The 13,631-nt window shown below is 71.6% G+C and carries 11 protein-coding genes; 3 read left to right on the top strand and 8 right to left on the bottom strand.

The window, feature by feature from the left end; translation table 11 throughout:
* Nucleotides 1-11: 11 nt before the first annotated feature.
* Together fxsT and AB0B02_RS03990 are read right to left on the bottom strand one after the other, a co-directional pair.
* The gene (gene fxsT, locus AB0B02_RS03995; protein WP_357296638.1) at nucleotides 12-2,222 is read right to left on the bottom strand and encodes an FxSxx-COOH system tetratricopeptide repeat protein; all 2,211 of its coding nucleotides are present in this window, start codon (nucleotides 2,220-2,222) and stop codon (nucleotides 12-14) included.
* A 55-nt stretch (nucleotides 2,223-2,277) separates the two neighbouring features.
* Nucleotides 2,278-2,580: a GntR family transcriptional regulator gene (locus tag AB0B02_RS03990; protein WP_357296637.1), complete on the bottom strand. Its 303-nt coding sequence runs from the start codon at nucleotides 2,578-2,580 to the stop codon at nucleotides 2,278-2,280.
* A 280-nt stretch (nucleotides 2,581-2,860) separates the two neighbouring features.
* On the opposite strand from AB0B02_RS03990, the gene AB0B02_RS03985 reads away from it, so the two are divergent.
* On the top strand, nucleotides 2,861-3,427 hold the full coding sequence (locus AB0B02_RS03985; protein ID WP_281935120.1) for a hypothetical protein: 567 nt from the start codon (nucleotides 2,861-2,863) through the stop codon (nucleotides 3,425-3,427).
* A gap of 50 nt (nucleotides 3,428-3,477) precedes the next feature.
* Here the strand turns inward: AB0B02_RS03985 and AB0B02_RS03980 are convergent, their stop codons facing one another.
* The 6 genes from AB0B02_RS03980 to AB0B02_RS03955 form a co-directional block, all read right to left on the bottom strand.
* On the bottom strand, nucleotides 3,478-4,731 hold the full coding sequence (locus AB0B02_RS03980; protein WP_357296636.1) for a sigma-70 family RNA polymerase sigma factor: 1,254 nt from the start codon (nucleotides 4,729-4,731) through the stop codon (nucleotides 3,478-3,480).
* Nucleotides 4,728-5,120 carry a YciI family protein gene (locus AB0B02_RS03975; RefSeq protein ID WP_281936247.1) on the bottom strand — a complete coding sequence of 131 codons (393 nt, stop codon included), beginning with the start codon at nucleotides 5,118-5,120 and terminating at the stop codon, nucleotides 4,728-4,730. Before AB0B02_RS03975 ends, AB0B02_RS03980 begins: the two co-directional genes overlap by 4 nt.
* Before the next feature lie 101 nt (nucleotides 5,121-5,221).
* Nucleotides 5,222-7,447 (bottom strand): alpha-galactosidase, encoded by a 2,226-nt coding sequence (locus tag AB0B02_RS03970; protein WP_357296635.1) that lies wholly within the window; start codon nucleotides 7,445-7,447, stop codon nucleotides 5,222-5,224.
* Nucleotides 7,444-8,328: a carbohydrate ABC transporter permease gene (locus AB0B02_RS03965; protein ID WP_281935115.1), complete on the bottom strand. Its 885-nt coding sequence runs from the start codon at nucleotides 8,326-8,328 to the stop codon at nucleotides 7,444-7,446. The genes AB0B02_RS03970 and AB0B02_RS03965 overlap by 4 nt, the downstream gene beginning before the upstream one ends.
* Nucleotides 8,325-9,281, bottom strand: coding sequence for a sugar ABC transporter permease (locus AB0B02_RS03960; RefSeq protein WP_281935113.1), 957 nt, complete (start codon nucleotides 9,279-9,281; stop codon nucleotides 8,325-8,327). The genes AB0B02_RS03965 and AB0B02_RS03960 overlap by 4 nt, the downstream gene beginning before the upstream one ends.
* A gap of 22 nt (nucleotides 9,282-9,303) precedes the next feature.
* Entirely contained in the window at nucleotides 9,304-10,629 is a 1,326-nt protein-coding gene (locus AB0B02_RS03955; protein ID WP_357296634.1) for an ABC transporter substrate-binding protein, read from the bottom strand.
* Nucleotides 10,630-10,857: 228 nt separating this feature from the next.
* Between AB0B02_RS03955 and AB0B02_RS03950 the strand changes: the two genes are divergently transcribed.
* Together AB0B02_RS03950 and AB0B02_RS03945 are read left to right on the top strand one after the other, a co-directional pair.
* Complete coding sequence (locus AB0B02_RS03950; protein ID WP_357296633.1) at nucleotides 10,858-12,849, top strand: beta-galactosidase; 1,992 nt, start codon at nucleotides 10,858-10,860, stop codon at nucleotides 12,847-12,849.
* A complete protein-coding gene (locus AB0B02_RS03945) occupies nucleotides 12,849-13,625 on the top strand; it encodes a DeoR/GlpR family DNA-binding transcription regulator (protein ID WP_281935108.1) in 777 nt (258 codons plus the stop codon). The genes AB0B02_RS03950 and AB0B02_RS03945 overlap by 1 nt, the downstream gene beginning before the upstream one ends.
* Nucleotides 13,626-13,631 lie beyond the last annotated feature (6 nt).

Raw genomic sequence — 13,631 nt, 5'->3', positions numbered from 1 at the left:
CGCGTACGCGGTCAGCCCTGGATTGCCGCCCGCGTGGCGGCGAGGTTGGCGCGCACGGTCCTGGTCGTCGAATGTTCGCGACCCAGGAGCCGTTCGCACTCAGCCAGGGTCTGCTCATAGAGGGCGATGCCCTGTGTGGTGCGTCCTACCGACGTGTAGGTGTGGGCGAGGTTGTTGCGGGACATGAGGGTGTCCGGGTGGTCGGATCCGAGGATGCGTTCGCGGTCGGCGAGGTTCTGCTCGTAGAGGGTGAGCGCCTCGTTGATGCGTCCTGCTGAGGTGTAGGCGTGGGCGAGGTTGTTGCGGGACATGAGCGTGTCCGGGTGGTCGGGTCCGAGGATGCGTTCGCGGTCGGCGAGGGTCTGCTCGTGTAGGGGGATGGCCTGTGCGGCGCGTCCTGCTGCCCCGTAGACGTACGCGATATTGCTGCGGGAGGTCAGGGTGTCCGGGTGGTCGGGTCCGAGGACGCGTTCGCTGTCGGCGAGGGTCTGCTCGTAGAGGGTGAGCGCCTCGTTGATGCGTCCTGCCGACCCGTAGGCGTGGGCGAGGTTGTTGCGGGACATGAGCGTGCTCGGGTGGTCGGGTCCGAGGACGCGTTCGCGGTCGGCGAGGGTCTGCTCGTGCAGGGGTATGGCCTCCGCGGTGCGATCAACTGACACGTAGGCAGTGGCAAGGTCGTTTCGGGAGGTGAGCGTGTCCGGGTGGTCGGGTCCCAGGATCCGTTCCCGTTCGGTGACGAGCTGCTCGAACAGGGCGAGAGCGCGGGCGACGTCTCCGGCGCTACGTAATGCACGCGCCGCCCAGAGAAGCTGGATCAGCAGCAGCGGTGACGGTTCGGCGACATGTCCACGCAACGTGAGGATGTGGGCCACAAGCTCGTCGACCTCGGCCCGCCGTTGGGCGACCTGCGCATACGGTAGGTCGTCGGTGAGCCGGTCCAGCATCTCGGTCGCGGCGGCGACTGCGTCGGCCAGTGGTGGTGTGGCGTCCGCTCCGGCGGCGAGATGGCGGATCACCCTGGCGGTCAACCGGTGCACCGCCACGGCCACGCGGTCCCGACCGCGCTCGTCCTCCGCCACACCGCCGAGCGTGACGAGTGACGCCGCGGCGAGCAGGTTTAGCGCCCGCCCCACCCCGCCGGCCAGCCCCAGCGCGTCCGCCCCGGCGACGAGCAGCTCCCGACTGATGCCGTCCGGCGACAACAGAGCCAGCACCGTCAACAGGCGTACCGCGTCCCCGCTCGGATCGTCCGCGACCAGACCCGCCACGCTCAGTTGGGTAGCCTTGAGCACGCCGGGGTGGTCGGTGCCCGCCTGTCGACGCAGGGTCGCGTCGAGGTCCTGCCCGTACAGGGCATCCAGGTAGCGGCGATACGACAGCCTGTTGCGCACGATGTACGCGGCGGCCTGCGCCAGCCCCAACGGCAACCAGCCCAACTGCTCGCCGACCTCGCCGGCATCCGGGCCGTCAGCCAGCCCGGTCGCCTCCCGCAGGAACCGTCGCCCCTGCTCGGGGCTGAACAGGCCCACCGGGACGACGGCGACGCCGGGCATGGCCGCGAACTCCTGCCGATTGCTGGTGATCAGCACGGTCGCGCCGCCCGGGCCGGGTAGGAACGGCGTCACCTCGTCCGGGTCGTCCACGTTGTCGAACACCACCAACCGCCGGGCCCGACCGCTCTCGCCGAGCCACCGGCTCACCGCCGTCGCCAGCTCGTGCGGCGTCTGGTCGGCCCCGGTCCGAAGCCCGACATGCCCGGCCAGGAGGGCCAGTTCGGCAGTAGGGCCACCTTCGGCATTGAGCCACGCCACCAGGTCGTAGCCATCCTCCACGCACTGCCGCGCGTACCCGGCGGCCAACTGCGACTTGCCCACCCCGCGCTGCCCGGCAAGCGCCACCAGGGCGGCGCGGCCCCGGCTCTTCAGCGCCCGCCGCAACGCCTTGACTTCGGCCGGCCGGTCCTGGAAGTGCCACGCCACACGGGGTACCGCGCCGAAAACCCGCGACGAACCGGAGTTGCCCTTGTTCGACGTCTTGCCGAGTCGCAGCGCTGCGAGCAGGGGCGGCACGAACATCGTCGCCAGCGCGGCCAGCGCGCCGGAGACGACCGCCGCCGGCGTCTTCCCGTCGGCGACCAGCGACCAGCCAATCAGCGCCGCCGTCGCTCCGACCACCACGACCAGCAGCCCTCGCCGCAGCCACCGTCCCCATTGCACGGACACCACCGCACCGTACCCACTGTCATCAACCGGCAACAGGCGGGATCTGGTGAGGTCGTCAGGCTCCCACGACGGTCACGCTGTGCGCCCCGTATGCCTCGACGTTGCCGTTCGTTCTCGTCACCACGATGACGGGCTCACCATCGTGGAGGGCGTACCGGCGTCGTTCTTCCGGATCGGGCATCCGCGCCTGCACCTGGTCGCCCTTGCTCACGGTGACGGTGGTGCGCTCCCGCTCGCCCAGGACGAATGTTCCTCGGCTCTGTACGACCACGATCAGGCCCTCGCTTCGCAGTCGCTGGAGTGCGCGGCGGACTGTGAGTCGGCTGAGCGCTTGTAGTTGCTGATGGAGGAGCGACATTGCGTGGGCACGTCAAATACGACCAGTACGTGATCGCGGCGGCGCTGACCTTCGCCCGACGACATCGGCCGGTGTGGTAGTGGGCCAGGTGGCGCAGGGTCTGCCGCTGTGGCTGCGAGGTGTGGGACGAGATGGGGCGGCAGCACAAGGAGAAGCACCTTCGGCCGCCCACCAGCCCACGCGTCGCTCGCCGCTCGATCTGACCGACCCGGCCGGCCTGCCGTACGATCTGGCGCGCGTCGGGCCGACCGGGCGGCGCGCGATCGTCGGGAGGGACGCGATGAGCACGCCGGGGACCAGGGGACGACCGTCGGGGCTGGTGATCGGCTCGCTGGTGGCGATCTCGTTCGGGACCGTCTTCGTCATGGTGAACAGCGGCGGCCTGCCCGCGCCCTGGCCGCTCGTGCTGCGGATCGCCGGCCTGCTGGTGGCCGCGCTGCTCCTGGTCGGTCTGTTCCGGGTCGCGCAGGCCCCGCCCGGCGCGCAGGGACCGGAGGCGGCGGGGTTCATGGACCGCCGCTACTGGATCGTGGTGGCGTTGGAGGCGGTCGCGCTCTTCGGCGGCCTCGCCGTGATCAACAACGTGTTCGACCGGCCTGCCGTGTCGGTCGCCTGGGTCGCGGTGGTGGTGGGCGTGCACTTCTTCGGCCTGGCGGCGGTGTGGCGGATGCCGCGCTACCACTGGCTCGGCGCGGTGATGACCGCACTCGGTGTGGCCGGCTTCGTCACCCACGCGCTCGGCGGTGACGCGGCGGCGGTGGCCCTGATCTCCGGCGTGGGCTGCGGCGCCGCCCTCTTCGCCACCGTCGCCCTCGCCCTGCGCGACACCACCTCGCGCACGAGTTGACCAAGGAGTTCGCGTCGCGAACCGGGCGGATGCCGACGCAAACTCCTTGATCAACGAGAGTGGAGCAGGCGGGCGGCGCGGGTCAGCAGGTACTCCTGTTCGGGGCGGCTGGTGGTTCTCGCGGCGGCGGCGCGGTAGTGGGTTGCGGCGGCGTCGTGGTTGCCGGCCATCTCGTGCAGGTGGGCGCGGGCCGCGTCGAGCCGGTGTGAGTCGGCCAACCGGGGGTCGGTGGCCACGGCTGCGAGCTTGTCCAGGCCGGCGGTCGGGCCGTGCACCATGGCGGTCGCCACCGCGCGGTTCAACGCCACCACCGGGCTGCCGGTGAGCCGCTCCAACACCCCGTACAGCGCGAGGATCTGCGGCCAGTCGGTGGCCGCCGCGCTCTGCGCCTCGTCGTGCAGCGCGGCGACGGCGGCCTGGAGCTGGTACGGCCCCACCGGCCCCCGGGTCATCGCGTCGGTGACCAGCGCGGTGCCCTCGGCGATGGCGGCGGCGTCCCAGCGGGACCGGTCCTGCTCGGCCAGCGGGATCAGCTCCCCGGACGGGCCGCTCCGGGCGGCGGCGCGGGCGTCGGTGAGCAGCATCAGGGCGAGCAGCCCGGCCACCTCGCTGTCGCCGGGCAGCAGCCGGTGCATCTCCCGGGCCAGCCGGATCGCCTCCTCGCAGAGGTCGACCCGCCGAAGGTCGTCGCCGAGGCTCGCGGTGTGCCCCTCGGTGAAGATCAGGTAGAGCACGTGCAGCACGGCGGCGAGGCGGGCCTGCCGATCGGCCGGCTCGGGCAGCCGGAACGGCAACCCGGAGTCGCGGATGCGCTGCTTGGCCCGGCTGATCCGCTGCGCCATGGTGGCCTCTGGCACCAGGAACGCGCGGGCGATCTCGGCGGTGCTCAGCCCACCGACCGCCCGTAGCGTCAGCGCGATCGCCGACGGGGTGGTCAGCGACGGGTGGCAGCAGAGGAAGAGCAGCACCAGCGTGTCGTCCCGGTCGCCGGTCACCGGTTCGTCGGCGGCCGGTGCGGTCCGCCGGTCGTCGCCGGCGCGCCGGGCCGCGCGGTCCTCCCGGTCCCGTCGGGCCGTCTCGGCCCGCACCAGCTCGATCATCCGCCGGTACGCGACCTGCGTGAGCCAGCCACGCGGATGGTCCGGCAGCCCGTCGACCGGCCACTGCCGGCTGGCCGCGAGCAGCGCCTCCTGCACCGCGTCCTCGGCGGTGGCGAAGTCACCGAAGCGGCGGGCGAGCACGCCGAGGACCCGCGGCGCCAGTTCGCGCAGCAGGTCCTCGACGGTGTGGTCGGCCAGGGTCACATCTCCTGCGGCGGGCCGGACATCACCGGGTGCACCTCGATCGGCATGCGCAGCGGCCGGCCGCCGGGGCCGGGCGCGGTGGAGATGAACGCGGCGATCTCGACCGCCCGCTGCGGCGTCTCGCAGTCGACGATCCAGAAGCCGGCCAGGAACTCCTTGGTCTCCGCGAACGGCCCCTCGGTGACCACCGGCGCGCCGTCGGCGCCGGCCCGCACGATCCGGGCCTGCTGCGGGCCGCCCAGCCCCTCGCCCTGCACGAACTCGCCGTCGGCCATGAGCTTCGCGTTGACCTCGCCCATGAAGTCGAGGTGCGCCCGGAACTCCTCCGGCGTCCAGGTGTCCACCGGCGGGATGTCGGTCCCGGCGGCGCTGAACTGCATCAGCAACATGTACTTCACGATTCGCTCCTCACGCCGAGCACCGATTGTCGGTGCTTCCACCCTGCGGTAGAAGCCGCCACCCCGCGTCTCGACATCCGCCGGTGAGGATTTCAGGAAAGTCCGGTGACCTCCAGCAGCAGCGCCTGCTCCGGGTGCAGGGCGGGCAGTTGCAGACCGACCGCCCCGAGCACCGACCCGGGCAGCGTCACCCCGGCGCCGGACGTCAGCCAACCCGGCGGGGCCAGCTCCAACAGCGCCGGCTCCGGCACCCCGGCCGGCGGGCGCACCAGATAGCGCCGCGTCGGGTCCAGCCCCGGCAGCCGCACCGCGCCGGGCACCTGGGCGACGGAGGTGGCGACGCGGCTGACCGCGTACACCGCCCGGGAGCGGTCGTGGGCGACCACGCCGTGGGCCTGCACGGCCGGGTCCGGGTGGTCGACCCGGACCACCCGCCCGCCGTGCAGCAGCGGGCGCAGCCGCTTGTGCAGTGCCACCCAGGCGGCCAGTTCGGCCCGCGTGGACGCGTCGATCGCGGCGATGTCCCACTCGATTCCGTGGTGGCCGAAGAGCGCGGTGACCGCCCGGAAGCCCAGGTCGTGCACGCGGTGCGTGGTGTGCGAGCGCTCCGGCCCGATGTGCGTGCCGATCAGCTCCGGCGGGAGCAGCAGCCCGGTCCAGCGTTGGATGGAGAGTCGTTCCAGCGCGTCGTTGCAGTCGCTGGCCCAGACCCGGTCGGTGTGGCGCAGGATTTCCAGGTCGACCCGGGCGCCGCCGGACGAGCAGCTCTCGATCTCCAGGCCGGGGTGCCGGGCGCGCAGCTCGTCCAGCAGGCGGTAGACGGCCACGGTCTGCCCGTGCACGCCGGGCCGGCCGCCGTGCCCGGCCTCGGTGAGGTCACGGTTGTGGTCCCACTTGAGGTACGCGATGCCGTCGTGCTCCCGCAGCACTGTGTCGAGCCGGTCGCGCAGGTACGCGTACGCGTCCGGGTGGGCCAGGTCGAGCACCTGCTGGTGCCGCCATGCCGGGGGCAGCCGGCCCGGTGTCTGGAGCACCCAGTCGGGGTGGGCGCGGAACAGGTCGGAGTCAGGGTTGACCATCTCCGGTTCGACCCAGAGCCCGAACTGCATGCCGTGCCCGCGTACGTGGTCGATGAGGGGTTGCAGCCCGTCCGGCCAGACCTGCTCGTCGACCCACCAGTCGCCGAGCCCGGCCAGGTCGTGCCGCCGGCCGCGGAACCAGCCGTCGTCGAGCACGAAGCGTTCCACGCCCACCTCGGCGGCCCGGTCGGCGAGCGCCCGCAGCCGGTCCAGGTCGTGGTCGAAGTAGACCGCCTCCCACACGTTCAGCGTCACCGGGCGCGGCGTGCGCGGATGACCCGGCCGGGCCCGCAGGTGGGTGTGCAGCACGTGGCTGAGCCCGTCCAGCCCGTCCGCCGACCGGACCGCGTACAGCAGCGGCGTGGCGTACTCCTCGCCGGGGCCGAGCACGATCTCGCCGGGCGCGAGCAGTTCACCGCCGCCGAGTGTGGCCTCGCCGGTGGGTCGGCGCTCGGCCACCGTGACGTGGTCGCCGCTCCACGCGGTGTGCACCGCCCACACCTCGCCGTGCCCGAAGCCGAATCCGGGGACGCCGGCGACCAGCAGCAACGTGGCGTCGTGCCCGGTGCGGCCGTGCCGCCCCTCGCGGACCCAGGCGCCCATCGGCCACGGGTGCCGCTGCGGCTCGCGTTCCCGGCACCAGCGCCCGGTCAGGTCGAGCAGCTCGGTGGCGACCGCCGGCACCGGCAGCACGGGGGTCAGCTCGCGCAGCTCGTAGCGGCCGTCGCCGTCGTTGCGCAGCCGGTGCCGCAGCGTCAGCAACCCCGCCGGGTCCAGCGTGATCTCGATCGACAGGCTCAATCCCGCGCCCGGGTCCGCTGCCCGCACCACCACCAGCCCGCGGGAAAGCACGGGCCCCCGGTTAACGCCTGGCGCAGGTGAGGGGGCCCCTCCTAACCGTTCCTGCCCGGCGGCGGGGGGCGCCGGTGGGGCGGGCTCGTCGTGCACGTCGAGCCCGGTCAGGCGGAACGCCGTCGACCAGTCCCGGCCGTCGCGGTGACCGGCCAGGCCGGGTCGGCCACCCCAGCCGGCGCTCGCCTCGGGGAGCAACGACAGCACGGTCGGCGCGTCGAAGCTGCTCGGCACCACCGGCGGCACGGTGACGTCGACGAGGGCGGGCAACTCCTCGGTGGACAGCGGCCCGAGGTCGGCGCCCCAGTGCACGACCCGGGGCAGCCCCGGGCCGCGCGCGTCGAGCACCAGGCTGGTGTCCGCGCGGCGCAGGTGGACGATCGTCATCCCTTGGAGGCTCCCAGCGTCAGGCCCCGGACGAACTGCTTCTGGAGCAGGAAGAAGATCACCAGGGTGGGGATCGCGACCAGCACCGAGCCGGCCGAGACGAGGTTGTTGTCGGTGAAGAACTGGCCGCGCAGGTTGTTCAGTGAGCTGGTCACCGGGAACTTGTCGCCGGTACGCATCAGCACCGTCGCCCAGAAGAACTCGTTGTAGATCCAGGTCACCTCCAGCGTGGCCAACGCGGCCAGGGCCGGTCGGCACAGCGGCAGGGTCACCTGCCAGTACTGCCGCCACACGCTTGCTCCGTCGACCATCGCGGCCTCGTACAGCTCGTGCGGCAGCGCCTTCATGTAGTTGCTCAGCACGAAGACGCAGAAGCCGCACTGGAACGCGACGTTGACCAGGATCAGCCCCCAGTAGCTGTCGTAGAGCAGCTCCGAGTCGCTCATCCAGGCCGGCAGCGGGATCTGGGTGAACATCCGGAACAGCGGGATCAGCAGGGACTGCTGCGGCAGCAGGTTCGCGGCGGTGAACAGGCCCAGCAACGCGATGTTGAGCTTCCAACTGAACCGGGCGATCACGAACGCCACACAGGAGGCGAGGAAGAGCGTGAGCAGCACCGCCGGCACGGTGATGTAGAGCGAGTTGAGGAAGTGCTTGCCGAACTCGGCGGTCCGCCACGCGGTGACGTAGTTGTCGATCGTCCAGCCGCCGAACGAGACGTAGCCGTGCACGGCGGTGTACTGGTACGAGCGGAACGAGGTGAGCACCGCCCAGAACAGCGGGAACAGCCAGCCGACGGCGATCGTACCCAGGAAGAGGTGCAGCACCACCCGGGCCGGCCGCAGCGGCCGGCGGCGGCCCGGGGAGACGGCGGTGGTCATCGCTTGTCCTCCCGCATGACGGTCCAGAGGTAGACGGTGATGAAGATCAGGGAGACGGCCAGCATGATGGTGGCCAGCGCGGAGCCGAAGCCGATCCGGCTCGCCTCGCCGACCACGTTCTGGGTGACCAGCGCCGAGATCAGCTCCAGCCCGTTGCGGCCCTTGTTGATGACCCAGACCAGGTCGAACGCGCGCAGCGACTCGATCACGGTGACCACCAGCACGATGATGTTGATCGGGCGCATCACCGGGAAGACGACCCGGAAGAACGTGCTGGTCTCCGAGGAACCGTCCACGGCGGCGGCCTCCCGTAACGACGGGTCGACGCCCTTGAGGCCGGCCAGGTAGAGCAGCATGATGTAGCCGACGTGCCGCCAGCCGGCGGCGACCAGCACCGCCCAGATGTTCACGTTCGGGTCGCCGTACCAGTCGGTGTCGCCGCCGAACACGCCGTTGAGCAGGCCCTGGTCCCGGCTGTAGATGAGCTGCCAGATGAAGCCGACGAGCGCCAGCGAGAGCACCACCGGCAGGTAGAGCGCGGTCTGGTAGAACCGGCTGCCCCGCAGCTCCTTGTCGAGCAGCACGGCGAGGAACATCCCGATCGGGGTGGCCACCACGAAGAGCGCGGCCAGCCAGAGCAGGTTGTTCTGCACCGCGGGGACGAACGGCGGGTAGTTGTTCACCACGTCGTCGTAGTTCTTCAGCCCGACCCAGTCGATCTCGCCGAGCGGGCCGATGCCGTCCCAGTCCGTGCCGGAGAGCAGCACGGTCGCCGCCGCCGGCAGCCAGACCAGGGCGAGGACGAGCAGCAGGGGCACCAGCACCATCAGCGTGATCACCACGCGGTCGGTGCCGGACAGGAGCCGTAGCCGGCGGCCGCGACCACCGGTGGTGGTGGTCGCGGCCGGCGGCGGCACGGCGCGATCCGCTTGGATCAGGGGCAGGTCGGACATGGTGTCCTTCCCCCTTCCGCCGTCAGCTTGTGAAGATCGACTTCTTCTGGTTCTCGACGCTGGTGAGCATCCCGCTGATGTCCTTCGGGTTCTTGATGAACTGCTGGAGGGCCGGGATCATCACGGTGGAGGCGAAGTCCGGTCGGGTGTCCCGGTCCAGGAACTGCGCGATCTCGGTGGCGGAGCCGACCAGTTCGGCGGCCTTCTTCTGGAGCGCGGTGTAGCCGGCGGTGTCCGCGCCGCTGTTCGCGACCAGCGTGCTCGGGTCGTTCTTGACCGTGATGTTCGCGGCGTCCTTCGAGCCCAGGTACGTCAGCAGCTTGGTGGCGGCGTCCTTGGACTTCGGCTTGCGGGCCATCATGTACCCGTCGATCGGCGCGTCCAGGGCCTTCGCACCGATCGTGGAGTCGACCTCCGGGAACGTGAAGAAGTCGAGGTCCTCCAGGTCGGCGCCGCTGAACTGCTGGCCGACGAAGAGGCCGAGCAGGTACATGCCGCTCTTCTTCTGCTGCAACGACTGGGCGGCCTCCTGCCAGGTGCGGCCCAGCGCGTCCGGCTGGTGCAGGGGGAGCAGCCCGGCCCAGGTGTCGAAGACCTTCTTCACCTTGTCGGACGTCCACGCCTCCTTGCCGGCCATCAGGTCGACGTGGAACTGGTAGCCGTTGATCCGCAGGTTGAGGATGTCGAACGTGCCCATCGCCGGCCAGCCGTCCTTGTCGGCGAAGGCGATCGGGGTCAGGCCGTCCTTCTTCATCTGCGCGCCGAGCGCGGTGAGCTGGTCCAGCGTGGTGGGCACCTGGTAGCCGCGCTGCTGCCAGACCGACTTGCGGTAGAAGACCGCCCACGGGTAGTACGACGCCGGCACGAAGTACTGCTTGCCGTCGTCGCCGGTGGACGCCTTCTTGAACGCGTCGGAGTAGCCGTCGAGCTTGCCCCACACGTCGCTGAGGTCACCGGCCAGGCCCTTGGCCGCGAAGAACCGCATCCGGTAGCCGGCGAACCAGGTGAACACGTCGTCCGGTTTGCCCTGGAGATAGTTGTTGATGTTCTCCTGGAACGTGTTGTGGTCGACCGTGTTGACGTTGACGGTCACCCCGGACGATGTCTTGAAGCCGTCCGCCACCTTGGCGACGACGTCCTTGGGTTTCGGGTCCGACTGGTTCGAGCCGAGCGTGACGCTCTTCGCGTCGCCGCCGGAGTCGGAGTCGCCGCAGCCGGCGAGCGCGCCGGTGCCGAGCAACGCGCCCGCGCCGGCCGCGCCGGCCAGCAGCGAGCGCCGGCGCAGGCCGGCGACGGACGGGGGGACGAGCCGGGCGAGGTACTCGGCCTGTGAGCGGGGACGGGACATGGTGCCTCCTGCGGGGACGAGGTGGCTACGAGATCCACCGAGAATCCACACGTCCGAACAGAAATAGCCGGTGGCGGTTGAAGCTACCCGTTGGTTCAGCGCTGTCAAGAGGGCGAAAGGGCAGCGACAACCGTGCTGTGGCAGCGAAAAGAAGTGGTAAACGTTGTAACTACTGTCGATGTTGGAAAGTGTTGACTTGGCTGTCGTTCGCGGGCACCCTCAGCTCTCATGCGGAACTGGCACGGCGAGGGCATCTGGTACGGCGCCGACTACAACCCGGAGCAGTGGCCGGAGGACGTGTGGCCCGAGGACGTCGCGCTGATGCGCCGCGCCGGGGTCAACCTGGTCTCGGTCGGCATCTTCTCCTGGGCCCTGCTGGAGCCGGCCCCCGGCCGGTACGAGTTCGGCTGGCTCGACCGCGCGCTCGACCTGCTGCACGACGGCGGCATCCGCGTCGACCTGGCCACCGCCACCGCCAGCCCGCCGCCGTGGCTGGCCCACCGGCACCCGGAGACACTGCCCCGCCGCGCCGACGGCGCCGTGCTGTGGCCCGGCGGTCGGCAGGCGTACTGCCCCAGCTCGCCGATCTTCCGGGACCGCTCGCTCGCTCTGGTCGAGGCGGTCGCGACGCGGTACGCCGCCCACCCGGCGGTCGTGCTCTGGCACGTCTCCAACGAGCTGGGCTGCCACAACGTGCACTGCTACTGCGACGTCAGCGCCGAGGCGTACCGCCGCTGGCTGCGCGAGCGCTACGGCGACCTGGACGCGCTCAACGCCGCCTGGGGCACCGCGTTCTGGAGCCAGCGCTACCACGACTGGGCCGAGGTGAACCCGCCGCGCGCCGCGCCGACGTTCGCCAACCCGACCCAGCAGCTCGACTTCCTGCGCTTCTCCTCCGACGAGCAGCGCGCCCAGCTCCGCGCCGAACGGGAACTGCTCGACCGGCTCGTCACCCAACCGGTCACCACCAACTTCATGATCGGCACCGGCATCAAGTACCTGGACTACCACTCCTGGGCGGCCGACGTGGACGTGGTCGCCAACGACCACTACCTCACCGCCGCCGACCCGCAGCCGCAGGTGAACCTCGCGCTCGCCGCCGACCAGACGCGCGGCGTGGCCGGCGGCGCGCCCTGGCTGCTCATGGAGCACTCCACAAGCGCGGTCAACTGGCAGCCCCGCAACGTGGCCAAGACACCCGGCCAACTGCGCCGCAACAGCCTGGCGCACGTGGCGCGCGGCGCCGACGGGGTGCTCTTCTTCCAGTGGCGGGCGTCCCGGGCCGGCGCGGAGAAGTTCCACTCCGCGCTGGTGCCGCACGCCGGCCCGGAGACCAAGGTGTTCCGCGAGGTCAGCCGGCTCGGCGCCGACCTGCGCGCGCTGGCCGAGGTACGCGGCAGCCGGGTCGACGCCGACGTCGCCGTGCTGTTCGACTACGAGGCGTGGTGGGGCGCGGAACTCGACTCCCACCCCAGCGTCGACGTCACCTACCCCGACCGGTTGACCGCGCTGCACGCCGCGCTCTGGCGGGCCGGCGTCACCGCCGACGTGGTGCACCCGTCGACGGACCTGTCCCGCTACCGGCTGATCCTGGTGCCCACGCTCTACCTGACCCGCGACGCGGACACCGCCGCGCTGCGCCGCTTCGTCGACGCCGGCGGCACCGCGCTGATCACCTACTTCAGCGGCATCGTCGACGAGCACGACCACATCCGCCTGGGCGGCTACCCGGGCGCGTTCCGGGACCTGCTCGGCGTACGCGTGGAGGAGTTCTTCCCGCTGCGCGCCGGCGAGACGGTCCGCCTCGACGACGGCGCCCACGCCGACGTGTGGACCGAGTGGCTGCACGCCGAGGGCGCCGAGGTGCTCGCCGCGTACGCCGACGGGCCCCTGCCCGGCGTGCCGGCGCTGACCCGCAACGCGGTCGGCGCGGGCGCCGCCTGGTATGTCGGCACCCGGCTCGACGACGCGGCGACCGACCGGCTGGTGGCCCGACTGCTCACCGAGGCCGGCGTGCACCCGCCGGTGCCCGCGCCGGTCGGCGTGGAGGTGGTCCGGCGTCGCTCGGCGGAGCGGAGCTGGCTGTTCGTGGTCAACCACACCGACGACGCGGCCCGGCTGCCGGTCACCGGCGTCGAACTGCTCACCGGCGAACGGTGCGACGGCGACCTGGTGGTGCCGGCGGGGGAGGTGGCGGTGGTCCGCGAGGAACCGGTCTGATGCTCGCCCAGCAACGGCAGAGCGCCATCCTGGAGCTGATCCGCCAGCGCGGCGGCGTCCGGGTCAGCCACCTGGTCGACCGGTTCGGCGTGTCGGACATGACCATCCGGCGTGACCTGGAGGTGCTGGCCGAGCGCGGGCTGATCGACAAGGTGCACGGCGGCGCGACGCTGGCCGGGCCCGGCTCCACCGAGGAACCCGGCTTCGCCGCCAAGTCGGTGCGGCAGCGGGCCGAGAAGCAGGCGATCGTCGAGCGGGCCGCCGGGCTGGTCGAGCCGGGCATGGCGGTGGCGCTCTCCGCCGGCACCACCACCGCCGCGTTGGCCGCCCGGCTCGCCGGGGTACGCGGGCTGACCGTGGTCACCAACTCGATCCCGGTCGCCGACGCGCTCTACCAGAACCCTCGCGCCGACCAGAGCGTGGTGCTCACCGGCGGCATCCGTACCCCGTCGGACGCGTTGACCGGCCCGGTCGCCGAGGCGGCGATCGCCGCGCTCAACGTGGACCTGCTCTTCCTCGGCGTGCACGGGATGAGCCGGCGTACCGGCTTCACCACCCCCAACCTGCTGGAGGCTGCGGTGAACCGGCGGTTGATCGGCGCTGCCCGCCGGCTGGTCGTGCTCGCCGACCACACCAAGTGGGAGACGATCGGCATCGCCACCATCGCGCCGCTGGACGAGGCCGACGTGCTGATCACCGACGAGGGCCTGCCCGCGGCGGCCCGCCGGGAACTCGGCGAGCAGGTGGGCGAACTGATCGTCACGCCGGTGGCCTGACCTTTC

Source organism: Micromonospora sp. NPDC049240 (assembly GCF_040647835.1).
Taxonomy (GTDB): domain Bacteria; phylum Actinomycetota; class Actinomycetes; order Mycobacteriales; family Micromonosporaceae; genus Micromonospora.
Note: the sequence above shows the minus strand (reverse complement) of the source record. Positions and strands in the feature narration are given on the sequence as shown.

Coding starts and splice junctions, on each gene's coding strand:
- AB0B02_RS03990 (WP_357296637.1), bottom strand. CDS start 2,580: ATGTCGCTCCTCCATCAGCAACTACAAGCGCTCAGCCGACTCACAGTC.
- AB0B02_RS03985 (WP_281935120.1), top strand. CDS start 2,861: ATGAGCACGCCGGGGACCAGGGGACGACCGTCGGGGCTGGTGATCGGC.
- AB0B02_RS03975 (WP_281936247.1), bottom strand. CDS start 5,120: ATGTTGCTGATGCAGTTCAGCGCCGCCGGGACCGACATCCCGCCGGTG.
- AB0B02_RS03970 (WP_357296635.1), bottom strand. CDS start 7,447: ATGACGATCGTCCACCTGCGCCGCGCGGACACCAGCCTGGTGCTCGAC.
- AB0B02_RS03965 (WP_281935115.1), bottom strand. CDS start 8,328: ATGACCACCGCCGTCTCCCCGGGCCGCCGCCGGCCGCTGCGGCCGGCC.
- AB0B02_RS03960 (WP_281935113.1), bottom strand. CDS start 9,281: ATGTCCGACCTGCCCCTGATCCAAGCGGATCGCGCCGTGCCGCCGCCG.
- AB0B02_RS03955 (WP_357296634.1), bottom strand. CDS start 10,629: ATGTCCCGTCCCCGCTCACAGGCCGAGTACCTCGCCCGGCTCGTCCCC.
- AB0B02_RS03950 (WP_357296633.1), top strand. CDS start 10,858: ATGCGGAACTGGCACGGCGAGGGCATCTGGTACGGCGCCGACTACAAC.
- AB0B02_RS03945 (WP_281935108.1), top strand. CDS start 12,849: ATGCTCGCCCAGCAACGGCAGAGCGCCATCCTGGAGCTGATCCGCCAG.